The organism is Pseudomonas sp. C321 (assembly GCF_055407105.1).
Genome location: NZ_JBUZRB010000003.1, coordinates 652294 through 677260, shown reverse-complemented (window position 1 = coordinate 677260; position 24967 = coordinate 652294). Strand labels below are relative to the sequence as shown.

Annotated in this window: 27 protein-coding genes; 10 read left to right on the top strand and 17 right to left on the bottom strand. The window is 60.4% G+C overall.

Annotation, left to right across the window (positions count from 1 at the left end):
- Positions 1–20 precede the first annotated feature (20 nt).
- The 12 genes from ACZRJ6_RS12795 to ACZRJ6_RS12740 form a co-directional block, all read right to left on the bottom strand.
- On the bottom strand, positions 21–605 hold the full coding sequence (locus ACZRJ6_RS12795) for a nucleotidyltransferase family protein (protein ID WP_463968393.1): 585 nt from the start codon (positions 603–605) through the stop codon (positions 21–23).
- Positions 602–1588, bottom strand: a complete 987-nt coding sequence (locus tag ACZRJ6_RS12790) for an XdhC family protein (protein WP_463968392.1) — start codon at positions 1586–1588, stop codon at positions 602–604. The genes ACZRJ6_RS12795 and ACZRJ6_RS12790 overlap by 4 nt, the downstream gene beginning before the upstream one ends.
- A complete protein-coding gene (locus ACZRJ6_RS12785) occupies positions 1588–3912 on the bottom strand; it encodes a xanthine dehydrogenase family protein molybdopterin-binding subunit (RefSeq protein ID WP_463968391.1) in 2325 nt (774 codons plus the stop codon). The genes ACZRJ6_RS12790 and ACZRJ6_RS12785 overlap by 1 nt, the downstream gene beginning before the upstream one ends.
- Positions 3909–4379, bottom strand: coding sequence for a (2Fe-2S)-binding protein (locus ACZRJ6_RS12780; protein ID WP_149413512.1), 471 nt, complete (start codon positions 4377–4379; stop codon positions 3909–3911). Before ACZRJ6_RS12780 ends, ACZRJ6_RS12785 begins: the two co-directional genes overlap by 4 nt.
- A gap of 261 nt (positions 4380–4640) precedes the next feature.
- Positions 4641–5660, bottom strand: coding sequence for a UDP-N-acetylmuramate dehydrogenase (gene murB, locus ACZRJ6_RS12775; RefSeq protein ID WP_463968390.1), 1020 nt, complete (start codon positions 5658–5660; stop codon positions 4641–4643).
- Positions 5657–6121, bottom strand: a complete 465-nt coding sequence (locus ACZRJ6_RS12770; RefSeq protein ID WP_463968389.1) for a low molecular weight protein-tyrosine-phosphatase — start codon at positions 6119–6121, stop codon at positions 5657–5659. Before ACZRJ6_RS12770 ends, murB begins: the two co-directional genes overlap by 4 nt.
- Positions 6121–6885 (bottom strand): 3-deoxy-manno-octulosonate cytidylyltransferase, encoded by a 765-nt coding sequence (gene kdsB, locus ACZRJ6_RS12765; protein WP_463968388.1) that lies wholly within the window; start codon positions 6883–6885, stop codon positions 6121–6123. Before kdsB ends, ACZRJ6_RS12770 begins: the two co-directional genes overlap by 1 nt.
- A complete protein-coding gene (locus ACZRJ6_RS12760; RefSeq protein ID WP_003174668.1) occupies positions 6882–7067 on the bottom strand; it encodes a Trm112 family protein in 186 nt (61 codons plus the stop codon). Before ACZRJ6_RS12760 ends, kdsB begins: the two co-directional genes overlap by 4 nt.
- A 24-nt stretch (positions 7068–7091) precedes the next feature.
- On the bottom strand, positions 7092–8102 hold the full coding sequence (gene lpxK / locus ACZRJ6_RS12755) for a tetraacyldisaccharide 4'-kinase (RefSeq protein ID WP_149413516.1): 1011 nt from the start codon (positions 8100–8102) through the stop codon (positions 7092–7094).
- A complete protein-coding gene (locus tag ACZRJ6_RS12750) occupies positions 8102–8530 on the bottom strand; it encodes an ExbD/TolR family protein (RefSeq protein ID WP_463968387.1) in 429 nt (142 codons plus the stop codon). Before ACZRJ6_RS12750 ends, lpxK begins: the two co-directional genes overlap by 1 nt.
- A complete protein-coding gene (locus ACZRJ6_RS12745; RefSeq protein WP_178114498.1) occupies positions 8527–9162 on the bottom strand; it encodes a MotA/TolQ/ExbB proton channel family protein in 636 nt (211 codons plus the stop codon). Before ACZRJ6_RS12745 ends, ACZRJ6_RS12750 begins: the two co-directional genes overlap by 4 nt.
- Before the next feature lie 75 nt (positions 9163–9237).
- Positions 9238–11508 carry a DNA internalization-related competence protein ComEC/Rec2 gene (locus ACZRJ6_RS12740; protein ID WP_463968386.1) on the bottom strand — a complete coding sequence of 757 codons (2271 nt, stop codon included), beginning with the start codon at positions 11506–11508 and terminating at the stop codon, positions 9238–9240.
- A 135-nt stretch (positions 11509–11643) separates the two neighbouring features.
- Here ACZRJ6_RS12740 and ACZRJ6_RS12735 point away from each other — a divergent pair, with 135 nt between their 5' ends.
- From ACZRJ6_RS12735 to ACZRJ6_RS12715, 5 genes are all read left to right on the top strand, one after another.
- The gene (locus tag ACZRJ6_RS12735) at positions 11644–12159 is read left to right on the top strand and encodes a DUF2062 domain-containing protein (protein WP_463968385.1); all 516 of its coding nucleotides are present in this window, start codon (positions 11644–11646) and stop codon (positions 12157–12159) included.
- A gap of 199 nt (positions 12160–12358) precedes the next feature.
- Positions 12359–15100: a response regulator gene (locus ACZRJ6_RS12730; protein WP_463968430.1), complete on the top strand. Its 2742-nt coding sequence runs from the start codon at positions 12359–12361 to the stop codon at positions 15098–15100.
- A 25-nt stretch (positions 15101–15125) separates the two neighbouring features.
- Positions 15126–16115 carry a 2-hydroxyacid dehydrogenase gene (locus ACZRJ6_RS12725; RefSeq protein WP_463968384.1) on the top strand — a complete coding sequence of 330 codons (990 nt, stop codon included), beginning with the start codon at positions 15126–15128 and terminating at the stop codon, positions 16113–16115.
- 71 nt (positions 16116–16186) lie between these two features.
- Complete coding sequence (locus ACZRJ6_RS12720; RefSeq protein ID WP_463968383.1) at positions 16187–16627, top strand: hypothetical protein; 441 nt, start codon at positions 16187–16189, stop codon at positions 16625–16627.
- The gene (locus ACZRJ6_RS12715; protein ID WP_463968382.1) at positions 16624–17028 is read left to right on the top strand and encodes an META domain-containing protein; all 405 of its coding nucleotides are present in this window, start codon (positions 16624–16626) and stop codon (positions 17026–17028) included. Before ACZRJ6_RS12720 ends, ACZRJ6_RS12715 begins: the two co-directional genes overlap by 4 nt.
- A gap of 38 nt (positions 17029–17066) precedes the next feature.
- On the opposite strand, the gene ACZRJ6_RS12710 is transcribed toward ACZRJ6_RS12715, so the two are convergent.
- Positions 17067–17528, bottom strand: coding sequence for a TlpA disulfide reductase family protein (locus ACZRJ6_RS12710; RefSeq protein ID WP_149413523.1), 462 nt, complete (start codon positions 17526–17528; stop codon positions 17067–17069).
- A gap of 113 nt (positions 17529–17641) precedes the next feature.
- Here ACZRJ6_RS12710 and arsC point away from each other — a divergent pair, with 113 nt between their 5' ends.
- From arsC to ACZRJ6_RS12695, 3 genes are read left to right on the top strand one after another with little or no spacing between them, the layout of a single operon-like run.
- Complete coding sequence (arsC, locus tag ACZRJ6_RS12705) at positions 17642–17995, top strand: arsenate reductase (glutaredoxin) (protein ID WP_463968381.1); 354 nt, start codon at positions 17642–17644, stop codon at positions 17993–17995.
- Positions 17992–18606 carry an NAD(P)H:quinone oxidoreductase gene (gene wrbA / locus ACZRJ6_RS12700; protein WP_463968380.1) on the top strand — a complete coding sequence of 205 codons (615 nt, stop codon included), beginning with the start codon at positions 17992–17994 and terminating at the stop codon, positions 18604–18606. The genes arsC and wrbA overlap by 4 nt, the downstream gene beginning before the upstream one ends.
- Positions 18590–19009 carry a DUF2069 domain-containing protein gene (locus ACZRJ6_RS12695; protein WP_463968379.1) on the top strand — a complete coding sequence of 140 codons (420 nt, stop codon included), beginning with the start codon at positions 18590–18592 and terminating at the stop codon, positions 19007–19009. The genes wrbA and ACZRJ6_RS12695 overlap by 17 nt, the downstream gene beginning before the upstream one ends.
- A gap of 60 nt (positions 19010–19069) precedes the next feature.
- Here the strand turns inward: ACZRJ6_RS12695 and ACZRJ6_RS12690 are convergent, their stop codons facing one another.
- Together ACZRJ6_RS12690 and ttcA are read right to left on the bottom strand one after the other, a co-directional pair.
- Positions 19070–19741 (bottom strand): DNA-3-methyladenine glycosylase I, encoded by a 672-nt coding sequence (locus tag ACZRJ6_RS12690; protein ID WP_463968378.1) that lies wholly within the window; start codon positions 19739–19741, stop codon positions 19070–19072.
- Positions 19742–19808: 67 nt separating this feature from the next.
- A complete protein-coding gene (gene ttcA, locus ACZRJ6_RS12685) occupies positions 19809–20633 on the bottom strand; it encodes a tRNA 2-thiocytidine(32) synthetase TtcA (RefSeq protein WP_463968377.1) in 825 nt (274 codons plus the stop codon).
- A gap of 281 nt (positions 20634–20914) precedes the next feature.
- Between ttcA and ACZRJ6_RS12680 the strand changes: the two genes are divergently transcribed.
- Together ACZRJ6_RS12680 and ACZRJ6_RS12675 are read left to right on the top strand one after the other, a co-directional pair.
- Positions 20915–21517, top strand: coding sequence for a Yip1 family protein (locus tag ACZRJ6_RS12680; protein ID WP_463968376.1), 603 nt, complete (start codon positions 20915–20917; stop codon positions 21515–21517).
- A gap of 129 nt (positions 21518–21646) precedes the next feature.
- A complete protein-coding gene (locus ACZRJ6_RS12675; protein WP_133099214.1) occupies positions 21647–22141 on the top strand; it encodes a SprT family zinc-dependent metalloprotease in 495 nt (164 codons plus the stop codon).
- 120 nt (positions 22142–22261) lie between these two features.
- Here ACZRJ6_RS12675 and ACZRJ6_RS12670 read toward each other — a convergent pair whose 3' ends face one another.
- Both ACZRJ6_RS12670 and ACZRJ6_RS12665 read right to left on the bottom strand, forming a co-directional pair.
- On the bottom strand, positions 22262–23443 hold the full coding sequence (locus ACZRJ6_RS12670) for a CaiB/BaiF CoA transferase family protein (protein WP_463968375.1): 1182 nt from the start codon (positions 23441–23443) through the stop codon (positions 22262–22264).
- Between the two features lie 187 nt (positions 23444–23630).
- A complete protein-coding gene (locus tag ACZRJ6_RS12665; RefSeq protein ID WP_463968374.1) occupies positions 23631–24965 on the bottom strand; it encodes a dicarboxylate/amino acid:cation symporter in 1335 nt (444 codons plus the stop codon).
- Positions 24966–24967 lie beyond the last annotated feature (2 nt).

The following is a 24967-nucleotide window of genomic DNA, read 5'->3' as shown; positions in this document are numbered from 1 at the left end:
TTTTTTATGTCTGACGATTGTTACCGGAAATGCAGCAACCCTGGCACATCTACATCCCACAATACCCCAGGATCATCGACTGGCACTTCTCGCACTAATGCCTGGGCAAACAGCGGCTTCGCCCCACGATCGCCAGTCAATGCCATTAATGCAGGGCCAAAGGAGAGACCAAAGCCAACCGGGTGACCGTACTCACCGCCCTGAACGGGAACGCTGATGCCATCTTGCCCAAGTCCCGCAACCACCTGCTCGATGCTCGACGGCAGGATAAACGGCATATCCCCCAACACCACCAGCCAGCCAGTGGCTGAAGCACTGGCCGACACCGCCGCTGCGATGCTGTCGCCCATTCCTGCTGATCGCAAAAGGAGCACCTCACAACCATAAGCCTGTGCCAGACGAATAACCTCGCTTCGATCCGGCGACGTCACCACCCAACGCTTTGCAACGCTGGGCGGTAGATTTACCAGCACCTGCTCAATCATCGGTCGCATCACCCCATCACGACCCACGCAAGGCGCCAGCAACTTGTCCTGATCCGCCACAGCCCGAAATCGGCTGCCTTGTCCTGCTGCCAGGACAATGGCTGTGATTGAGCCCGTCAACTGACTGCCACCTGCAACGGTTTCTTTTGCAACAAATCAATCCCGTTCTTGATGGAGACGACCTCCGCCATCAACGACAAAGCGATCTCCGCCGGGGTATGGCTACCGATATGCAAACCGATAGGGCCATGCAGGCGAGCGATCGCATCCGTCGTCAACCCCAGGGCTGCCAAGTTGTCCCGACGTTTTTGAGTGTTGACCCGCGAACCCAAAGCACCAATGTAGAACGCCCTGGAGTTCAGCGCCGTGAGCAGCGCCATATCGTCCAGGCGCGGATCGTGGGTCAACGCGACAATAGCCGTGCGCTCGTCAGTCTGGATATTGAGCACCGCGTCATCGGGCATACCCGGCACGAAGCGCCCGTGCTGTTCTTCCCAACCGTAGACGAATTCCTTGCGCGGATCGCAGATCAGCACTTCGAAATCCAGCAACCGAGCCATTTCTGCCACGTAGCGCGACAACTGACCGGCACCGATCAACAGCAAGCGCCAGCGAGGACCGTAAATGGCCCGCAGGCGCTCACCGTCAAAACTCACGGTGTCGGTCTTGTCTGCGGGGCTCAAGATGACTTCGCCGGTCGCCAGGTCCAACTCTCTGGCGACGACCTCATGGGCCTCACAGCGTGCCAGCAACTCGGCCACCCAACCCGCATCGGTCACCCTTTCCTCCGTGAGACGCAAGGTTCCGCCACAAGGCAAACCAAAACGCGCCGCGTCATCTCGCGTGACGCCATACGTCACCAGTTGCACTGGCGGCCCATCGTCGGGCAAGCGTCCGTCCTGCAAACGGGCGATCAAGTCGTCTTCAATGCACCCGCCAGAGACCGAACCAATCACCACCCCATCGCCCCGCAAGGCCAACATGGCCCCCGGTGGGCGCGGCGCACTGCCCCAGGTCTGGACCACGCTGTACAGCACCACCTGCTGCCCAGCCCGGCGCCACTCCAGCACACTGCGCAAGACGTTCAGATCAACACTGTCCATCAGCCCTTCGCCTCCTGCTGCCAACCCTGCAATTGATAACGGACCGGCAAATTACGGATACGCTTGCCCGTAGCGGCGAAGATTGCATTGCACAGCGCCGGTGCAATCGGCGGCACACCCGGCTCACCGACACCGCCCAACGGTACATCGCCTTTTGGCGTGACCAGGTGCACGGCGATTTCCTTGGGCGCCAGGGACATCCGAGCCACTTCGTACATATGGAAGTTGTCCTGCTGGACCTTGCCGTCCTTGAAGCTGATTTCTCCCAGCACCGCATTGCCCAGCCCCATCACGCAAGCACCCTCGAACTGCGAACGGATGCGCTCCGGATTGATCTGCGGGCCGCAGTCAACGGCAATGTCCGCCTTGTGCACGATCAGGGTGCCGTCGTCTTTGACTTCCACCTCGATCACCGCTGCCACGTAGGTGACAAAACTGTAGTGCACCGCCAGACCCAGCCCACGACCCTTGGGCAGCTTGCGGCCCCAACCAGCGGCTTTGGCAGCGGTTTCCAGTACGCCACGCAAGCGTGCGGTGTCGATGGGATAGCGCTCTGGCGATTCGCCATAGTTCCACTCATCGCTCAAGGTCTTGGGATCGATCTGACGATCCGGGCCCAGCAATTTCAGCTGGTACTTCAACGGGTCTTGACCTGCCTTGTGGGCCAATTCATCTACAAAGCTCTGAATTGCAAAGCCGTGGGGAATATTCGATACCGAGCGGTACCAGCCAACCCGGGTATGGGCCACCGCTTCAGGGTTTTCCAGGCGCACATTGGGAATCGCGTAGGCCATGTTGGTAAATCCCATGCCCAGCTCGAATGCGGCCTCATGGTTCATGCCGGGGGCAAACAGCGCGGTGATGCTCGGCGCCACCGTGCGGTGCAGCCAGCCCGACGGCATGCCGTCCTTGTTCAGGCCGGCCTGGAGGTACTCAGCGGACACGGTATGGAAGTAGGAATTGTGGATATCGTCCTCACGCGTCCACTGCACGCGCACCGCCTTGCCAGGAAACGCCTTGGCCAGGATTGCCGCTTCGACGATGAAGTCGGGTTTGGACTTGCGACCAAAACCGCCGCCCAACAGCGTGACGTTCAACGTGACGTTATCGAAAGGCAGCCCTAGCCGCTCAGCGATTCGCTCACGACTGACTTGCGGTGCCTGGCTTGGCGCCCAGGCTTCGCACTGCCCGTTGTCAAATCGGGCGATGGCCACCATCGGCTCCATCGGCGACTGAGCCAGGTGCGGCAAGTAGTAAGCTGCTTCGAAGGTGCTGTCGGCGTCGCTCAGGGTCTGGTCGATACTGCCGGTGTTACGCACCACTTTGCCGGGCTTCAACGCGGCAGCTTCCAGCTCCTTACGGTAGTCGATGGAGTTGTAGCCGGCGTTGATGCCGTCATCCCAAACAATCTGCAAGGCTTCGCGACCCTTGATCGCCGCCCAGGTATTGCTGGCGACAACTGCTACGCCGCCCAAAGGCTGGAATTCCGACGGCAAAGACCGGCTTTCGATTTCCAGCACGTTGAGCACACCCGGGATCTTCAATGCCGCGCTGGCATCGAAGGATTTGACCTTGCCGCCATAGACCTTCGGACGGGCAATGGTGGCGAACAACATGCCATCAAAATGCACGTCGGCGCCATACACCGCGCGGCCGTTGACGATGTCGGCACCGTCGATGGCTTTGGTGCCTTCCTTGCCAATGTAGCGAAACTCCGACGGCTGCTTGAGCCGCAAACCGTCGCGAGCCGGCACCGCCAGCGCACCGGCGGCAGCGGCCAGGGCGCCATAGCCCAGTTCGCGGCCGCTGGGCTGGTGAATGACTTTATGCAATTGCGCGCGGCACTCGCCCACCGGGACTTTCCACTGCTCGGCAGCGGCCTGCTCCAGCATGGTCCGCACGGCAGCACCGCACCGACGCATCGGCTCATACCAGTGACGCATGCTGCGTGAGCCATCGGTGTCCTGGTTGCCGAAACGCACTTCGTCACCCGGGGCCTGCTGAACCTTTACGAGCGCCCAATCGGCATCCAATTCATCGGCCACTACCAGGGTCAGGCTGGTGCGCACGCCCTGGCCCATTTCCGAGCGGTTACAGATCACGGTAACGGTGCCGTTGGTGGCAATACTGACGTAGACCTTGGGATCGTCGATCACGCCATTGGGCATGGCGTCGCCGCCGTATTTCTTCACCGCGTCTTCGGCAAATGCGTCGGGCAAACCCCAACTGGCGGCGATAACCAGAGCACCGGTAACGCCAACGCCTGCGAGGAAGCCACGGCGGCTGAGGTTGTTCAGTTTGAAATCACTGGGCAACTGGCTCATGCCTTGGCCCCCTGCAGGTGCGTGGCGGCCTGACGGATCGCGGTCTTGATCCGGTTGTAAGTGCCACAACGGCAGATATTGCCGACCATCGCCTCTTCAATCTGCTCGTCGCTGGGATTGGGGTTGGTTTTCAGCAACGCGGTGGCGGACATGATTTGGCCGCCCTGGCAGTAGCCGCATTGGGCCACGGCGGTGTCCAACCAGGCTTGTTGAACCACTTGGCCGACAGGGTCAGTGTGCAGGTTATCGATGGTGCTGATGTTCTGGCCCTTGACCGCGCCAATCGGGGTGATGCAACTGCGGGCGGGCGAGCCGTCAATATGAATGGTACACGCGCCACACAGGCCCATGCCGCAGCCAAACTTGGTGCCGTTGTAACCAGCCACATCGCGGATGGCCCACAGCAGCGGCATATCCTCGGTGACGTCCAGTTGATGGTCTTGACCGTTGAGCTTCAGGGTAATCATGGGCACGCCCGCATATTTATGGGTTATGGGGTCGAGCAATCTGCCGCCAGGGGTAGAGTAGAGTTGGTACACGCAGATTGACTCAGGCTAGTCGGGCTCTCTTGTGAAGACGGATCTTCACCGGGCCTTTGATAAACAGCGTCTATAGAACGATAAACAAACATCGTTAGCCAGCTAAGTTAACCCAGCAAGCAGAGCGGTGTGAAGAGTAAAAAAAAGCCCTGCAATGCAGGGCTTGATTCATTCTTGAAGAAGCGTAGCTCAATAGCGATTGGGCTCCATTTCCAGATCAACCTGGAAGCGCTGGGCAATGTCCTGCTGGATTCGTTGCGCCAGATTGGAAATTTCCAGGCCCGTTGCCGCGCCGTAATTGACCAGCACCAGGGCCTGCAAGCGATGCACGCCGGCATCGCCGTCGCGAAAGCCTTTCCAACCGGCCTTATCAATCAACCAGCCAGCTGCCAACTTCATCTTCCCGCCCGCCTGAGGGTAGGCCACCAGATCCGGGTACAGTGCCTGCAGCCGGGCAGCCAAGGCCTGGGAAACCAAGGGGTTCTTGAAAAAGCTGCCGGCATTGCCCAGCACCGCCGGGTCAGGCAGTTTCTCGCTGCGAATGCTGCAAATCGCCCGACTGACATCGCTTGGCGTCGCTTGGGTAATCCCCTGCTCGGCCAAACGCTGTTGCACCGGACCATATTCGAGCTTCAAGTGCACAGCGCGACTCAAGGCAAAACGCACCCGTAAGATCAACCAGCGCCCGACTTCATGTTTGAACAAGCTATCGCGGTAGGCAAAGTTACATTCGTCCAGGCTGAAATCCCGCAGCTCGCCGGTCTGGCGATCCAGCGCGGTGAGGCCGGCAAACATGTCCTTGATCTCCACACCGTAGGCGCCAATGTTCTGCATCGGCGCCGCGCCGACCGTACCGGGAATCAGGCTGAGGTTTTCCAGGCCGGAAAAACCGTGCTCCAGGGTCCACAACACAAACGGATGCCAGGCTTCGCCAGCTTCGGCTTCGACAACCACATGAACGCCATCATCGTGCACCACCCGAATACCCTGGGTAGCCATGCGCAACACCATGGCCTTAATGTCCTGGGTCAGCAGCAGGTTGCTGCCGCCGCCAATCACCAGCAACGGCAATTGTTGCCCGGCAGCGTAGGCCAGGGCTTCACGAACATCGGCATCACTGCGGGCCTCGGCAAACAACTGGGCACGCACATCGATACCAAAGCTGTTGAATGCCTTGAGCGAAACCTGCGCCTGCACTTGCAAGGTCATAACCGCCCCTTCAATTCAATCACCAACAAATCACAGGCGTGCTCGATCAGGTCCAGGACCCGTTCGAAGCCTTGCTCGCCCTCGTAGTACGGGTCTGGCACCTCGTCCACCGCCGAGTCGTAACGGCGCAGAAACAGGTCCAGATCCGCCTTGCCTTGAGCAGGCTGCATGGCCTTGAGGTTACGCAGGTTGCTCTCGTCCATGGCGAGGATCAGGTCATAGCGGGCAAAATCGGCACGCGACACCTGCTGCGCGCGCTGGGCCGACAGGTCGTAGCCCCGCTGTAGCGCCGCGCGCTGGCTGCGCTTGTCCGGCGCCTTGCCAATGTGCCATTCGCCAGTGCCAGCCGAGGCGACTTCAACCTGCCCAGCCAGCCCGGCTTCGCGCAATTTGTGGCGCAGTACACCTTCTGCGGTGGGCGAGCGGCAGATATTGCCCAGGCAGACGAACAAAACCTCCATCAGGCCCCCAGCAGGCGACGGACGCGCTCAAGGTCTTCAAAGGTATCGACACCGGCCGGCGGCGCTTCCAGGGCATCACCCACGTGAATACGCACGCCGTGCCATAGTGCACGCAGCTGCTCCAGGGATTCGGTGTTCTCCAGCCAGCATGGGCCCCAACTGACGAAGTCATGGAGGAAACCGGCGCGGTAAGCGTAGATACCGATATGGCGGCGATACGGCACGCCCGCCGGCAATACGTCACGGCGTTTGGCGAAATCATCGCGCGCCCACGGCAAGATGGCACGACTGAACGTCAGCGCCAGGCCATTAATGTCGCTGACCACTTTCACCACGTTCGGGTTGAACAGCGTTTCAATGTCTTCGATCGGCTCGGCCAAGGTCGCCATACGTGCTTCAGCGTGGGCCGCCAGGTTGGCCGCCACCTGATCGATGACACCAGGGGGAATCAACGGCTCGTCACCTTGCACGTTGACCACAATGGCGTCAGGCGCCAGCCCCAGGTGCGTGGCCACTTCGGCCAAGCGGTCAGTGCCGGAGTTGTGATCTTCACGGGTCAGCACCGCTTCAGCGCCAAACGCTTTGCAAGCTTCAATGATGCGCACGTCATCAGTGGCCACCACCACCCGTTCGGCGCTGCTTTTGCAGGCCTGTTCCCAGACAAGCTGGATCATCGGCTTGCTGCCGATCATCTGCAGCGGCTTGCCCGGCAGACGGGTGGAGGAGTAACGGGACGGTATGACAACGGTGAAGGCGGTGGTCATTTATCCAGGCGCTCGTCGGTGGTCAAGGTGCGGGCTTCGCTTTCCAGCATCACCGGGATGCCATCACGGATCGGGTAAGCCAGGCCGGCACCCTTGCTGATCAGCTCGGTTTTGTCGGCGCTGAGCTTGAGCGGGCCTTTGCAGATCGGGCAAGCGAGGATGTCGAGCAGTTTGGTGTCCATGAATGTTTCCTGGATAAAAGCGTTTTAAGGCAAAAGGCGAGCAGGCAGCAGACGCATCAATTGCGTATTGAACCAGGCGACGAACGCCGGTGACGGTGCCGCATCCACCGCAAGGTACCACCAGTGGGCTTGCGCAAAGGCGCGGCACTTCACCGCGTCCTTCTCGGTCATGACCAGCGGCAGTGACGGCGTGAAACTCAGAACCTCGGCGCTGTAGGGCGCATGGTCAGCAAAAGCATGGGGTATCGGCAGCCAGTGTAGCGTTTCAAGGGTATTGAAGAAACGTTGCGGGTTACCAATGCCAGCGACAGCGTGGACGCGCTGGCCCAGCGGAAAATGATCCAGAGGCTTGCGCTCGCCGGTTTGCAAATTGACCAACGCGGTGGGCAGCAGACGGAAGGCAAAACCATCATCACGATCCGAGCCTGCACCGTTATAAAGAAGCGCATCGACGCTTTGCAAGCGTTCCACCGGCTCGCGCAACGGCCCCGCCGGCAGGCACCGGCGATTGCCCAGGCCTCGGGCCGCGTCGATCAGCACCAGTTCCAGGTCACGGGCCAATCGGTAGTGCTGCAGACCATCGTCGGAAAGAATCAGGTCCAGTGTTTCGCTGGCCAACAGCGCCTGCACGGCGCGACTACGGTCGGGGTCGATCATCAGAGGGACGCCGCTGCGCTGCACGATCAACAGTGGTTCGTCGCCCGAGACCTCGGCGCTGTGGCTAGCTTCAACCCGCCAGGGTAACTGCGGCGGCTTGGCGCCGTAACCGCGGCTGACCACGCCGACCCGCAAACCGCTGCGTTGGCAGTGGTCGATCAACCAGAGAATCAACGGCGTCTTGCCCGTGCCACCGACGGTGATATTACCGACCACCACCAGCGGCACCGGCGACTGATAGATCTCGCCCTCGCCCGCCAGGAAGCGTTCACGCTTGCGCCGCACAACCCGGCGATACAGCCATTCCAGCGGCTGCAAGAGCTTGAGGGCGGGATGGCCGGTGTACCAGGCGCGCAGCAAACGATCAGACATGCTCATCAGGGTTGGCCCGCCGCCTCGACGGTGGTCATGCGCAAATGGCTGAAGCCAAGCTTGCCGGCGGCGTCCATCGCGGTGATCACGGCCTGGTGCTGGGTCTTGCCATCAGCGCTGATGGACAGCGGCAGCTGCGTATCACCGCCGGACTCTTTCTGGAGTGCATCCATCAGGCTGGCCAGATCGTTTTTCTCCAGCAATTGGTTATTCACCGAAAACACTCCATCGACGCTAATGGCTATGTCCAGTTGCTTGGCCTGCGAGTCTGGCGCCGGCGAGCCGCTGACGGCTTCCGGCAGATCGACCCGCAGTTGGGTTTCCCGGGTAAAGGTGGTGGTCACGACAAAAAACAGCAGCAGGATGAACACCACGTCGATCAACGACGCCAGGTTGATATCGACGTTTTCCCGTTGCTTGCGGCGAAATTTCACGCTTTGCCCTCAACCAGATCGACATCACGGTCGCCCTGCACCACTTCCACCAGCTTGATGGCCTCCTGCTCCATGCCCACCACCAGCTCATCGATCCGGCGTTGCAGGAATCGGTGAAAGAACACTGCCGGAATACCGACCATCAGGCCTGCGGCCGTGGTGATCAAGGCCTTGGAGATACCCCCGGCCAGCACAGCGGCGTTGGTGGTCATGCCAGAGCCCATAAAGGAACTGAAGATATCGATCATCCCCAGCACCGTGCCGAGCAACCCAAGCAGCGGCGCCATGGCGGCGATGGTGCCCAAGGCATTGATGTAGCGCTCCAGTTCATGGATGACCCGGGCAGCAGCTTCTTCGATGCATTCCTTCATGATCTCGCGGCCATGCTTGGAGTTGGCCAGCCCCGCGGCCAGGATCTCGCCCAAGGGGGAGTTGGCCCGCAGCTCCTTGAGCTTGTCCTTGCCCAGTTGCTTGTCCCTGATCCAGCGCCAGACCTGCCCCAGCAGATGGGGCGGGGTCACGCGGCTGGCGCGCAGGGTCCACAAGCGTTCGGCGATGATACCGAGTGCGGCGATGGAGCTCATAATGATCGGCAACATCATCCAGCCGCCGGACTTGACCAATTCCCACACAGTGAACGCCCCTTCGAAAAAGTGCGCCACTTTAGCATATAGGGTTGCGCGCAAGGGCCTACCTGCCCGCGGCCATCATGTCGCAGGCGCCGGTCTTTGGTTACGGTCGATTACCGCTGGCATTGTCGGAACCTCTCGCCAGAACCGGCGCTGGCCGCGAGCGGCTACTGGCTTCTGAAAAGTGCCCAATTGCAGGCGCAGGGCGCCCATTTCGGCACTGTCATAAATGACACTGCCCAAGGCCCGGTAACGCTCCAGCACCTGAGGGTGCGGATGGCCAAACGCGTTGCCGCGACCACGAGAGATCAGTACGGCCTTGGGCACGAGTCGCTGCAATAGAGGCCATGAAGAGGAGCTGCGACTACCATGATGAGGTGCTTGCAGCCAGTCAGTACTGACCGCCAGTGACGTGGCCAGCAGCGCCCTCTCTGCCTCGCGATCGATATCTCCGGTCAGCAGCAGTCTCTCGCCGTTGGCCACTACCCGCAGGACACAGGATTTCTGGTTGCCGCTGCGGGCATCCGGCCACTGCCATAACTCGAACCTCACCCCGTCCCATTCCCATTGCTCACCGCTGACACAAGGTTGAGTACCCAGGAAAGCGGGCAGCCCGTTGGTTTCTCCGCCTACCACACGCTTGACGGGTAACCCCTGAGCAACGGCCGCCGCGCCACCGGCGTGATCAACATCGGCATGACTGAGCAGCATCAAGTCCAACTGCGATACACCCATCTTGCGCAGGGAAGGCAGCACTACGCGTGCGCCAAGGTCGAACTCGCCAAACCGAGGCCCGGCGTCATACAGCAAGGCGTGGTTTCGGGTACGCAGTACGATCGCCAACCCCTGCCCGACATCCAGTTGCACCACATCAACCTGCCCGCTGGGGATCGATTCACGGGGTGGGAACACCGCCAACAGCAGCATCGGCCAGCCCAGCAGGCGAAACGGAACGCCTTTGGGCATCAATAACAGCACCGCCCCTACCAGGCTCACCAGCCAATACCCGAAAGGCACCTCGACAGGGACCCAGGCCGCAAAATGCTCCGCCAACAGCGCCAGGGCCCTGAATAGCCAATCAAGGGCGCCGCCCGCCAGCCACAAGAGGGATTCGCCAATATAAGGCACTGGCAACAAGACCGTACCCAGTAGTGCCAGGGGTAACACCACCACGCTGATCCACGGCACCGCAAACAGATTAGCCAGGGGCGCAGTCAAGCTGATGGGTAAGCCGAGTATCAGCAACAATGGGAACAGGCCGATAGCAATCAACCACTGGGCGCGGGTCCAGGCCTGCCAGGCTCGCCAGGGACCCAGCCGCCCGCTGAACGCCAGAACCAGCACCGCCACGGCGGCAAAGGATAACCAGAACCCCGGTTGCAGGCTCGCCAATGGTTCCAGGATCAAGACAGCGTTGAGCGCCAGCAACAGCGGCCACCAGATGCCCAGGTGACGAAACCGCAGGCGCCACAACAATACCAACCCGACCATCACACAGGCCCGCTGCACCGGCACTTCAAAACCCGCCAGCAAGCCATAAGCCAGTGCTGCGGCGAACGCCAGGACACAAGCCCAGGGCAACCACGGCAATCGTCTCGGCCAACAACCGTAACGGGCCAGCCCGGCGACCAGTCCATAGATCAATCCCGATAACAGCCCGATGTGCTGGCCGGAGATCACCAGCAAATGCACAGTGCCGGTGTCTTGCAATATGCGCCAATCCTCGGGCGCCAACCCGGAACCATCCCCCAGCACCAGTGCAACCAGTCCTGCTGCACGGCCTTGGGCATCCACGGCCAACAGGCGCTGGCGAATCGTATCGCGCCAGGCATGCCGGGCGGGCACCAGGCGCTGGCCATCCTTGACCGAACCCGTGGCACCGATGCGCTGGGCCAATAGCCAGGCTTCATAGTCAAAACCATGGGCATTGAGCAAGCCGGACGGACGCTTGAGGGTGACAGCCAGGCGCCAACGCTCGCCACTGTGAACCGGAGGACCTCCATGCCAGGCCACGCGGATGAGCTTGGGCAGCGTGTCCTTACGCGACCGGCTATCGCTCAGTTCAAAGCGCACTACGTCGCCATTTTGTTGCGGCAGCCCGGTGACGCGACCTTCCAGCCAACGAGTCTGGCCATCCAGTTCCTGTGCAAGCCGGTCATTCAGCGCCCACTGTGCGCTGAAGCTGGCCCAACTCAACCCCAGCAGAAAAAAAGCCAATGGATACGCGCGAAATGGCAGTAGCATCAACGCCAGGACCAGCAGGGCCAGCAGCCAACCAATCGGCGGCAATGCCGGCAAGAACCGCAAGGCAAGTAGCCCCAACGCGAGCGCGAACATCCCTGTGCGCATGAGTCATTCCTTGAAAGTGACCCATTGAGTCTTAGCCGAGCCGGCTACGCAGAGTATGATCTTTTGTCACAAAGTCTGAATTTCCCGTTCATGGAATACGGGCATACTTGCCCCTCGAACTGACCTGGACCCCTTATGCCACGGCGCTTATTCAAACGGTACATGCCCGATCCGACCAGCATCAGGGAACACAAATCCTTACGCTTTCTTGGCACGCTGCTGCATGACCCAAACCTTTGGCACCTCAATCGGCACTCTGTAGCCCGGGCCATGGCCGTGGGCCTGTTTGCCGCATTTATCCCCATTCCCTTGCAGATGTTGCTGGCCGCGGTCCTGTCCATTGCCGTGCGCGGCAATATGCCGCTCGCCGTTAGTCTTGTTTGGCTGACCAACCCGATTACTATGCCGGTGGTGTTCTTCTGCACCTACATGACCGGTACTTGGCTGATGAACGTACCGCCGCGCGGCCTTCCCGACGAGTTGACCTGGGAATGGATCAGCGGGCAGTTATCGACGCTTTGGCAACCGTTTCTGCTGGGCTCGGTGGTGTTGGGGTTGGTACTGGGAGCGTTGGCCTATTGTTTGACCATGGTCTATTGGCGGTGGTGGGTTGGCCGGCAGTGGAAAAAGCGCAAACAGCGCAACCTGTAGCCAGGCAACGATCTCTCCTCGATTCGCTCGCAACCCCTGCACCGTCATCGAGTTTCAATGGCTCGTTCTTCGTCTCGCATATTCATTTTGCAAGATTCCCGGCCCTGCGAATGGCTACACTGCGCAAGTGTCGCGAGCCGGACGCCCGCGAAGAATTTCGATCACAATGTGGTAGCAGGAGAGTGGCGTGTTTAGACGAATGGGGATAAAAGGCCGCGTACTGTTGCTGACATTATTACCTACCAGCTTGATGGCATTACTGCTGGGTGGTTATTTCACCTGGATGCAACTGTCGGAGCTGCAAACCCAGCTGCTCAATCGCGGCGAGATGATTGCCGAGCAACTAGCGCCATTGGTGGCACCGGCGTTGGGTAACAAGAACACCGACTTGCTGGAGCGCATTGCCACCCATTCCCTGGAGCAACCCGACGTACGAGCCGTGTCTTTCCTGGCGCCGGACCGCTCGCCCCTGGCCCATGCTGGCCCGACCATGCTCAATCAGCCGCCCACCGGTAACAGTTCCCACCTGCTACAGCGTACCGGCAATGACGCTACCCGTTATCTGCTGCCGGTCTTTGGCCGCCATCGCAACCTCGCCGGTGAGCTGATCCCTGATGAATCCGATCGCCTGCTGGGCTGGGTCGAGTTGGAGCTGTCCCACAACGGTATGCTGCTACGTGGCTATCGCAGCCTGTTCGCCAGCCTGCTGCTGATCGCCATTGGCCTGATCTGCACCACCTCGTTGGCCCTGCGCATAAGCCGCACGATCAACTCGCCCATCGGCCAGATCAAGCAAGCGGTGGCGCAACTCAAGGATGGCAACCTGGAAGCCCGCTTGCCACCTTTGGGCAGCCAGGAGCTGGACCAACTGGCGTCGGGCATCAACCGCATGGCCGAGACCCTGCAAAACGCCCAGGAAGAACTGCAGCACAGTATCGACCAGGCCACTGAAGACGTGCGGCAGAACCTGGAAACCATCGAAATCCAGAACATCGAACTCGACCTGGCCCGCAAGGAAGCCCTGGAAGCCAGCCGCATCAAGTCGGAATTCCTCGCCAACATGAGCCATGAAATCCGCACGCCACTCAACGGCATTCTCGGCTTCACCCACCTGCTGCAGAAAAGCGAGCTATCGCCCCGTCAGCTGGACTATTTGGGCACCATCGAAAAATCCGCCGACAACCTGCTGGGCATCATCAACGAAATTCTCGACTTCTCGAAAATCGAAGCCGGCAAGCTGGTGCTCGACAGCATCCCCTTCAACCTGCGAGACCTGATGCAGGACACCTTGACCATCCTCGCCCCGGCCGCCCACGCCAAGCAGCTGGAACTGGTAAGCCTGGTCTATCGCGATACGCCGCTATCCCTGTTGGGCGACCCGCTGCGCCTCAAACAGATCCTCACCAACCTGGTGAGCAACGCCATCAAGTTCACTCGCGAAGGCACCATCGTCGCCCGCGCCATGCTTGAAGACGAACAGGAGGACAGCGTGCAACTGCGCATCAGCGTCCAGGACACCGGAATCGGCTTGTCCAGCCAGGACGTACGGGCGCTGTTCCAGGCGTTCAGCCAGGCCGACAACTCACTGTCACGACAGCCGGGCGGCACCGGTCTGGGGTTGGTGATTTCCAAGCGCCTGATCGAACAGATGGGCGGCGAGATTGGCGTCGACAGCACGCCAGGCGAAGGCTCGGATTTCTGGATCAGCCTGAACCTGCCAAAAACCCGCGACGATGTCGAAGACCTGCCCTCTGCGCCTTTGCTGGGCCGCCGTGTCGCGGTACTGGAAAATCACGAACTGGCACGCCAGGCCCTGCAACACCAGCTGGAAGACTGCGGCCTGGAAGTCACGCCGTTCAACACCCTGGAGAGCCTGACCAACGGCATCACCAGCGCCCACCAAACTGAGCAGGCGATTGACTTGGCGGTATTGGGCGTCACCGCCAATGACATTCCGCCGGAGCGCCTGAACCAGCACCTCTGGGACCTCGAACACCTGGGCTGCAAAGTGCTGGTGCTGTGCCCGACCACCGAGCAGATGCTGTTCAACCTGTCGGTGCCCAACCCTAACAGTCAGTTGCAGGCCAAACCGGCCTGCACCCGCAAGCTGCGTCGTGCCCTGTCCGACCTGATCAGCCCGCGTCCTTTACGCAGCGAACCCGGCGAGCCGTTGTCCAGCCGTGCCCCAAGGGTGCTGTGTGTCGACGACAACCCGGCGAACCTGTTGCTGGTGCAGACACTGCTGGAGGATATGGGCGCAAAGGTCCAGGCAGTGGACAGCGGTTATACCGCCATCGATGCGGTAAAAAAGGAAACCTTCGACCTGGTGCTGATGGACGTGCAGATGCCAGGCATGGACGGGCGCCAGAGCACCGAGGCGATTCGACAATGGGAAAGCGAGCGCCACGGCACGCCGCTGCCGATCGTCGCCCTTACCGCCCACGCCATGGCCAACGAAAAACGCGCCTTGCTGCAAAGCGGCATGGATGACTACCTGACCAAGCCCATCAGCGAACGGCAACTGGCCCAGGTGGTGTTGAAGTGGACCGGCCTGGCCTTGCGCAATCAAGGCCAGGAACGGAGCAGCGACGGTATCGGCCAGGCCGTGCAACTGCTGGTTCTGGACCACGAGGAAGGCTTACGCCTGGCGGCCGGCAAGGCGGACCTGGCGGCGGATATGCTCGCCATGTTGCTCGCGTCCCTGGAGGCCGACCGCGAAGCCATTCGTATCGCCCGTGATGCCAACGACAACCATGCCCTGATCGAACGCGTCCACCGTCTGCACGGCGCGACCCGCTACTGCGGCGTACCGCAATTGCGGGCGACCTGCCAACGGGCCGAGACCCTGCTTAAGCAGGGCGACGCCAAGGCCATGGCGGCTCTAGATGAGCTGGACATGGCGATTGCACGGCTGGCCAGTGAGGCCCGGGTCAGCACCTAAACCCTATCAATAAAGGAACAATTTGATGCGCGTCATCCTCTTCAGCAGCCAGACCTACGACCGCGAAAGTTTTCTTGGCGCGTCGTTGCCGGCAGGCATGGAGCTGCAATTTCAGCCCGCTCGATTAAACCTCGACACCGTGGCTCTGGCCGACAACCACGAAGTGGTCTGTGCCTTCATCAACGACGATCTCAGTGCCCCGGTGCTGGAACATCTGGCCGCAGGCGGTACGCGACTGATTGCCCTGCGCTCGGCCGGTTACAACCATGTCGACCTGACTGCCGCCAAACGTCTGGGCCTGACCATCGTGCGGGTACCTGCCTACTCGCCCCATGCGGTGGCCGAACATGCCGTCGCCCTGATCCTGGCCCTCAACCGCTGCCTGCACCGCGCCTACAACCGTACCCGCGACGGCGATTTCAGTTTGCATGGCCTGACCGGCTTCGACCTGGTGGGCAAGACCGTCGGCGTGGTCGGCACCGGGCAGATCGGCGCCACCTTCGCCAAAATCATGAACGGCTTCGGCTGCACGCTATTGGCCTACGACCCGTACCCCAACCCACAGGTCGAAGCCCTCGGCGCCCGTTACATGAGCCTTCAGGAGTTGCTGGCCCAGGCACAAATCATCAGCCTGCATTGCCCGCTGACCAGTGAAAGCAAACACCTGATCAATGTGCAGTCCCTGGCCCATATGCAGCCCGGCGCTATGCTGATCAACACCGGACGCGGTGGGCTAGTAGACACACCGGCGCTGATCGAAGCCCTCAAGGATGGGCAATTGGGTTACCTGGGGCTGGATGTTTACGAAGAAGAGGCGCAGCTGTTTTTCGAAGACCGTTCGGACTTGCCGCTGCAAGACGATGTGCTGGCGCGCTTGTTGACCTTCCCCAACGTGATCATCACCGCTCACCAGGCGTTCCTGACCCAGGAAGCACTGGCATCGATTGCCGGAACCACCCTGGCCAATATCATGGCGTGGGCGGACGATCGGCCGCAAAACCAGGTGCAAGGCTGATCAGCGGTCACATACCGGGTCCATGATGGGCTGCGGCCCGTGATAGGATGCCGCGCCTATTTGGAGGATCCATGGCCGAACACGATTTCCGCTTCAGCTTGCTGAGCCCGCAACACACCCTGATCGAATGCCGCGCCCTGGTGCCGGGCCGTTATCAAGTCACCGGCAACGGCGGCTCGATCAAGAACGGCGATGTCCTGATCGTCACCCTGCGCGGCAGTAAAACCTTGTCGATGCGCCTGACTGTCGAAGGTGACGCCCGCTACTCCATCAGTCCGGCCGGCCAATGGGTCGCCATGGCCCAGGGCCCGAAGTTTGGCGAACTGGAGATCCACACCTGGAAAGCCAACTGCGACAGCTGCGACACGGTGTTGGAGTTTGAGTTCGCGGTAGAAACCAAGCTGACCAAAGCGCCGCTGCAACCGGCCGCCAACGCGCGGATCACCGAGTTGGGCTGGACCACTGACGGCGACAAACACCGCTGCCCGAAATGCCAGAAGGCCGTTCAATGAAGGCCTTGCTTGTGCTCGCCGTCCTGGGTGCAGGCCTCGCGGGCTGCGCCGGTGAACCCGTCAAGCTCAAGCAGGACCACAGCTACGTGCTGGAGTGGATCGGCGAACGGCCGCTGATGGATTACGCACATCTAACCGTAACCCTCGGCTCTGACGGCCGGGCCTACGGTAATGGCGGCTGCAACCATTGGTTTGCGCCCTACACCCTGGACGGTGACAAGCTCAGCTTCGGCAAGGTTGGCAGCACACGCAAGCTGTGCCCTGAAGCATTGATGGAGCAGGAACACCGCTTCTTCAATGCCCTGGAAACCGTCGAGCGCTGGGATGTTTCGCCCATCGAGCAAACCCGTTTCTGGCCAGCTGAAGGCAAACCTTTGCGGTTATGGCTGGAAGAAGGCTGAAAGACCTGCAGGAGCCGGTTAACCGGCTCCGACATTAATCAGCCACGCAACGCCTTCAACTTCGCCAACACCCCTTCTGCCGTCTGCTCACCCATCAACTGTTCACGCACCTTGCCCTTGTCATCGATGATGTAGGTCACCGGCAAGGCTTCGCTGCGCGGAATGTCGAATATCCCGTCCGGGTTCTGCGCCAGCACGGTGAACTTGATGCCCAGTTTGTCACTGGCGCTCTTGAGTTCTTCGCCCTGCACATTATCGAAGTTGACCCCGAACACCCCCGCCGACTGGCCTTTGAGCTGCTCGGCCAAGGCATTCAGCTCGGGAATCTCGGTGCGGCACGGGCCACACCATTCTGCCCAGTAGTTGATGACCAGCCATTGCTTGTCCAAGCGCTCGGACGCCACTTTCTGGCCGTATTGGTCAACGCCATAGTCATTGCCGCAGCCGCTGAGCAGCAGGGTTGTGATGATCGCCAATGCACCGATCAGTCGCCTTGTCATGGGTAATCCTTCGCAAAAGTGAACGTTGGCTGCGGCCTATCGCCTCTCAAGGTTCAGGACTGGGCGCAGCGCGGGTAGAATACCCGCCACCTTACGCAAGATGCGACCCGCACATGACCGATCTGACGCTTTATCACAATCCGCGCTGCTCGAAATCCCGCGGTGCGCTCGAACTGCTGCAAGCCCGCGGCCTGACGCCGACCGTAGTGCGCTACCTGGAAACTCCGCTGGACGCCTCGCAATTGCAGGCATTGCTGGGCAAGCTGGGCATCCGCGCCCGGCAACTGCTGCGCACCGGCGAAGATGAGTACAAGGCCCTCAACCTGGCTGACGCCAGCCTCAGCGAAGCCCAGTTGATTGCCGCCATCGCGGCTCATCCCAAGCTGATGGAACGGCCGATCCTGGAAACCGCAGACAAGGCTGTGATCGGCCGTCCGCCGGAAAAAATCCTGGAGATTCTGCCGTGAGCGCGCCCTACGTACTGGTGCTGTATTACAGCCGCAACGGCTCGGTCAGTGAAATGGCCCGGCAGATTGCCCGGGGCATCGAGCAAGGTGGGCTGGAAGCGCGGTTGCGCACCGTGCCGGCAATCTCCACCGAATGCGAAGCCGTGGTGCCGAGCATTCCGGCCGAAGGCGCGTTGTACGCCAGCCTCGATGACCTGAAAAACTGCTCGGGCCTGGCCCTGGGCAGCCCGACCCGCTTTGGCAACATGGCGGCACCGCTGAAGTACTTTCTCGATGGCACCAGCAACCTGTGGCTGACCGGTGCCCTCGTCGGCAAACCGGCTGGCGTCTTCACCTCCACCGCCAGCCTGCACGGCGGCCAGGAAACCACGCTGATGTCGATGCTGTTGCCGCTGTTGCACCACGGCATGCTGATCACCGGCCTGCCCTACAGCGAACAGGCATTGCTCGACACCCAGGGCGGCGGCACCCCTTACGGCGCCAGCCATCATTCCGGTGCCGACGGCAAGCGTGCCCTCGATCAACATGAGATCGCCCTGTGCCGAGCCCTTGGCCTGCGCCTGGCGAAAACCGCCTTGAAACTGGAGAGTGGCCGTGGCCAAGAAGCCTAAAGTCCTGCCGCCCCAAGCCTGGCTGGAACCTCGGGTCAGAGTGACGCGGGTACTGAGCCTGTTGAGTTTCCTCGGCCTGACCGGCTTGCTGTGCGCCTATTATCTGGTGTTTGCCGACCTTCACGGCGCCCGGCCCTGGGTGATACTGCTGATCGAACTGGTGCCGTTGCTGTTGCTGGCGCCGGGCATGATCGTAGGCAGCGCTCGCGGGCATTCGTGGATGTGTTTTGTGGTGAACCTGTATTTCATCAAAGGCGCATTGGCCGCCTACGATCCGAACCGGCATTGGTTCGGTGTGCTGGAAATGCTGGCGAGCCTGGCGGTGTTCTGCACGGCGCTGCTGTATGTGCGCTGGCGATTCCAGCTGGATCGGCGGTTGTCGGGGGAAGGTCAGCCGGCCTGATGGAATTGTCGGGCTGAAGAGGCTTTTTGTGGCGAGGGGGCTTGCACCCTCGCCACAGTGTCAGTGGTTGACTGTGTAGGCCAACATCATCGACAACTGACACATCGGCCGCCCACTCTCCGCGTGCCACTGGTTGAACGCGTCCTGCACCGTTGCCAGGTCTCGCAGGCTGGTGGGCACCTTGTCGACGATCTTCTGCGCACTCAACGCTGCCACCACGTCATAGCTCGGCACGAAGGTGTCCTTGCCGACCATGCGCAAAAAGCGCGGTGCCGACAGCCCGCCCAACTGGTGGCCGTGCTTGCTCAAGTACTTCCACAGGGCAACGATATCGGTCACTGGCCACTCGGCGATCAACTCGCCAAAGCTGCCCTTCTCTTTCTCGATATCCAGGATCATCTGCGCATTGCGCGGCACGCTCTTGAGTTTGCCCAGGTGGCGGATGATTCGCGTGTCCTGCATCAGCCGCTCAAGGTGCTCGGCCCCCATCAGCACCACTTTTTCCGGGTCGAAACCAAAGAACACCTGCTCGAACGCTGGCCACTTGGCGTCCACTACGCTGTGCTTGAGCCCGGCGCGGAACACCCGCAGCGACAAGGTCGACAGGTAGCGGTCATCGCTGATCTCGCGCAATTGCGACGGGGTCTTCGGGACAGGCAGATGGGCTTCCAGTTCGGCCGCCGAACCGAAACGGTTCAGACAGTATTCGTGCAGCCACTTGTAATCGCGCATGCCCTCTCCTAAGAATTGAAATGAAAACGGCGCCCGCAAGCGCCGTCAATCAGAGCGTTGAAAATGCTCAGAGATTCACTACGTTGACGAAGCGTGGAGCGGCGCTTTCGTCGATCCGCAGGCTGGTGAAGTCGAACAGGTTGCGGTCGGCCAGTTGCGACGGCTGCACGTTCTGCAAACTGCGGAAGATGCTATCAATGCGCCCCGGCGTCTTACGCTCCCAATCCTGAAGCATGTCCTTGACCACCTGGCGTTGCAGGTTTTCCTGGGAGCCGCAGAGGTTGCAGGGAATGATCGGGAATTGCTTGAAGTCGGAGTAAGCCTGGATGTCCATCTCGTTGCAATACGCCAGCGGGCGAATCACCACGTTGCGCCCGTCATCGGCCCGCAGCTTGGGCGGCATGGCCTTGAGGGAACCGTTGAAGAACATGTTGAGAAAGAAGGTTTCGACGATGTCATCACGGTGATGACCGAGGGCCATCTTGGTCGCGCCTATCTCGTCGGCAAAGGTGTAGAGCGTGCCACGGCGCAGGCGTGAACACAGTGAACAGGTGGTCTTGCCTTCCGGGATCAGTTCCTTGACCAGCGAATAGGTGTCTTTCTCAACGATGTGGTACTCGACCCCCAGTGTCTTGAAGTAGGCCGGCAGCACTTCCTCGGGAAAACCAGGCTGTTTCTGGTCCATGTTCACGGCAACGATGTCGAACGTGATCGGTGCGACCTTTTGCAGGTGCAGCAACACGTCGAGCAGGGTGTAGCTGTCCTTGCCACCGGACAGGCAGACCATGACCTTGTCGCCCTCCTCGATCATGTTGAAATCGGCGACTGCTTCACCGACCTGGCGACGCAGGCGTTTTTGCAGTTTGTTCTGGTTGACCGTAAGAGTGCCCATGGCGCTTGGACCCGTTAAAGGTGTGTGACGAAAAGCGGGGTATTTTACGCAAAAATCCAGACACAGTGGCGAGCGGGCTTGTGTGGCGAGCCATTTACAGAAGTCATTGCGATTAACCCCTGTGTTTACAGCGCGATTTGCTCTAAAGCCTCACACTTTTTCCGGTCATCACTTCCTATACTCCGACATAAGGTCGCGCACATATATCCAGACCTTTCAGGCCAATTGGCCCGTGGGCGCTCCGCTGGGGGGCGATGGTAATAACAACAGGAGTGACTGGCATGATCCATCACGTCGTGGGACTTTTCACCCACCCCGATAAGGAATGGCGGGAAATTCGTGGCGATAAAGAAGAAAGCATCAGCCACATGTACCTCACTCACACGCTGATTCTCGCGGCGATCCCCGCCGTAGCAGCCTTTATCGGTACCACCCAGGTCGGCTGGGTCATCGGCAATCGGTCCCCGGTCATGCTGACCCAGGAAAGCGCGCTGTGGATGACCATCATGTCGTACCTGGCGATGCTCGGCGGCGTTGCGGTGATGGGCGCCTTCATTCATTGGATGGCGCGCACCTACGACGCCAACCCGAGCATGGCGCGCTGCGTGGCGTTTGCCACCTACACCGCGACACCGCTGTTTGTCGGCGGGCTGGCGGCGCTCTACCCGCATATGTGGCTGGGGATGGTCGTCGGCACGACCGCCATCAGCTACACGGTGTACCTGCTGTATGTCGGGTTGCCGACCTTCATGAACATCAACCCGGACGAAGGCTTTCTGTTCTCCAGCTCGGTGCTGGCCGTGGGCCTGGTGGTGCTGGTGGCGATCATGGCCTTTACCGTGATCGTCTGGGGCCTGGGCGTCGGCCCGATCTACACCAGCTAGCCCACTCCAAATCGCAGGAAAAGCCACCGCAAGGTGGCTTTGTGCGTTCTGCCTGACCATTCGGCGCCTGACAGATTCGGAAACACCCAGGTTTGCGGCATACTGGGCGTCTCTGGAGATATGTACAGCATGCCCGAGCAACTCAATACCCGCGTCGAAGATTGTTTCCAACAAGCCGAATCCTTTTTCAAACGAAGCTTCAAACGCCCCCACGTCAGCCTCAAGCTGCGTGGCCAGAAGGCCGGTGTCGCGCATTTGCACGAGAACCTGTTGCGCTTCAACCCGCAGCTGTACCGGGAAAATAGCGAAGACTTCCTCAAGCAGACCGTCGCCCATGAAGTGGCGCACCTGATTGCCCACCAATTATTCGGCGAGCGCATCCAGCCCCATGGCGAGGAATGGCAGTTGATCATGCGCGGGGTCTACGAACTGCCGCCCAACCGCTGCCACACCTATGAGATCCAGCGGCGCCGGGTAACCCGGTATATCTACCGCTGCCCTTGTGCGGGCAGTGATTTCCCGTTTTCGTCCCAGCGCCATGGGCTGGTGAGTCAGGGGCGGCGGTATTTGTGCCGGCGGTGTCGGGAGACGTTGGTGTTTACCGGGGAAACTCGGGTGGAGTGAGGTGCCTGCGATGACCATAGGTATCTACATATCTTTTGAGGTTGCTGATGGCTGGGGGGGCAGGTTCTAGGGGGCGATGAGTACATATCCGTTGCTGCGGTAATGGCGGCAGACCAGCCCCTAACCCACCACCTTGGCACCCCGCAATTGTGCAATCCGCGCGGCGCTGAACCCCAACTCCCCCAACACCTCATCACTGTGGGCTCCAAGCGCTACCCCAATATGCCTGGGCGCCGGCAACCCTTCTGAAAACTTCAACGGACAGGCCATTTGCGCCTGACTGGAACCATCCCCCCATGGCACTTGACTGACCAGATCCCGAGCCTTGAGCTGTGGATGTTTCAAAGCTTCACCAAGGCTGAGAACCGGTTCGACACAAGCATCCACCCCCGCAAACAACCCACACAACTCCTCAAAGCTGCGCTTCTCAAACTCGACCTGCAGTGCCTGCTTAAGCGCTTTCTGCTGCTCAGGCTTGGGCGACAACCCCTGGGGCGCCAGTTCCGGACACCCGAGGGCCGCACACAACTGCTGCATAAAACCTGGCTCCAGACTGCCCACCGACAGCCAGCGCCCGTCCCGCGAGCGATAGTAATCGTAAAAACTGCCGCCATTGAGCATCTGGTCTTCTCGCGCAGGCTCCACACCACAAGCCAGGTAACCGGCACCGGCCATGGCGTTAAGGCTGAAGGCGCAGTCGGTCATGCTCACGTCCAGGTACTGACCCACCCCGCTCTGCTGCCTGGCGATGACCGCCGCCAGCAGCCCGATCACCGCGTGCAATGAGCCGCCACCGACGTCCGCCAGTTGAACGCCCAACGGCAACGGCCCACTGTCCTGGCGCCCGGTGTAGCTGGCAACCCCAGCCAGGGCGAGGTAGTTGATGTCGTGGCCGGCGCGATCCTTGTAGGGGCCGGTCTGGCCGTAGCCGGTGATGGAAACGTAGATCAGCTTCGGATTGATGGCCTTCAAGGCCTCGTACCCCAGGCCCAGACGGTCCATGACGCCAGGGCGAAACTGCTCCAGAACGATGTCGTAGTCCTTCACCAACTGCCGGACGATCTCCAGCGCCTCGGCCTGCTTGAGGTCCAGGGCCAGGCTGCGTTTGTTGCGATTGAGGTAGGCGTGGCTGGCCGATACTCCCCGATCATGGGGCGGCAACACCCGCAGCAAATCCATACGCGTGGGGGATTCGATACGCAGCACTTCGGCGCCCATGTCCGCCAGCAGCAATGAGGCAAACGGGCCAGGCAGCAAGGTGGAGAAATCCAGCACTTTAAGGGACGCCAAGGGACCTGACATGGGAACTCCGATTCCGATTCGATTGGGCACAGAGTAGGCAGGCTTGGGGGTAAGCGGCAATTACATAAACCATCATCGACAGTGACCGTTGTGATTTCAGGGACTGCTGCGCAGCCCAACGGGAGCAAGCTCCCTCTCCACAAAAAAAAACCCATCCGAAGATGGGTTTTTCATGAGCGGTGCAGTGTTACTTGACGCCAGATGGTGTCGGGCCTTCAGCCACACCCAGGTCGTCTTCTTCGCGGGTGTCGGAGATGCCGCGACCACCGGAAGCCAACTCGGTTTGCAGGGTGTCTTCGTCCAGTTCCTTGACCCACTTGGCAACTACCAGGGTAGCTACGGCGTTACCGACCAGGTTGGTCAGTGCGCGGGCTTCGGACATGAAGCGGTCGATACCCAGGATCAGCGCCAGGCCGGCAACCGGCAGGTGACCAACAGCCGACAGGGTGGCGGCCAGTACGATGAAACCACTACCAGTCACGCCTGCAGCGCCCTTGGAGGACAGCAGCAACACCAGCAACAGAGTGATCTGGTGGGTGATGTCCATGTGGGTGTCAGTCGCCTGGGCGATGAACACGGCAGCCATGGTCAGGTAGATCGAAGTACCGTCGAGGTTGAAGGAGTAGCCAGTCGGGATAACCAGACCTACTACCGACTTCTTCGCACCCAGGCGTTCCATCTTGATCAGCATGCGTGGCAGGGCCGATTCCGAGGAGGAAGTACCCAGTACGATCAGCAGTTCTTCACGGATGTAGCGGATCAGCTTCAGTACGCTGAAACCGTGGGCGCGGCAGATACCGCCCAATACCACCAGGACGAACAGCAGGCAGGTGATGTAGAAACAGATCATCAACTGGCCCAACTGCACCAGCGAACCTACGCCGTAGGCACCGATGGTGAACGCCATGGCGCCCAGGGCACCGATTGGCGCGAGCTTCATGATCATGTTGATGATGTTGAACATCACGTGGGCGAAGCGATCAATGAAGTCCAGGACCGGCTTGCCGTAGGCACCCAGGCGATGCAGGGCGAAACCGAAGATCACCGAGAACATCAGCACTTGCAGGATATCGCCGTTGGCGAAGGCGCCGACGATGGTGTTCGGAATGACGTTGAGGATAAAGCCGACGATGCTCTGGTCTTTACCGGCAGTGACGTAGGCCGCCACTTTGGAAGCGTCCAGGGTCGCTACGTCGATGTGCATGCCGGCGCCCGGTTGCACGACGTTGACCACGATCAGGCCGATCAGCAGGGCGATGGTGGAAACGACTTCGAAGTACAGCAGCGCGTAGCCGCCGGTTTTGCCGACCGATTTCATGTTCTGCATGCCAGCGATACCGCTGACGACTGTACAGAAAATGATCGGGGCGATGACCATTTTGATCAGTTTGATAAAGCCGTCACCCAGTGGCTTGAGGGCCACACCGGTCTGCGGGTAGAAGTGACCTAGCAGGATGCCGATAACGATGGCAACGATCACCTGGAAATACAGGCTTTTATAGAACGGCTGACGAGTCGTCATTG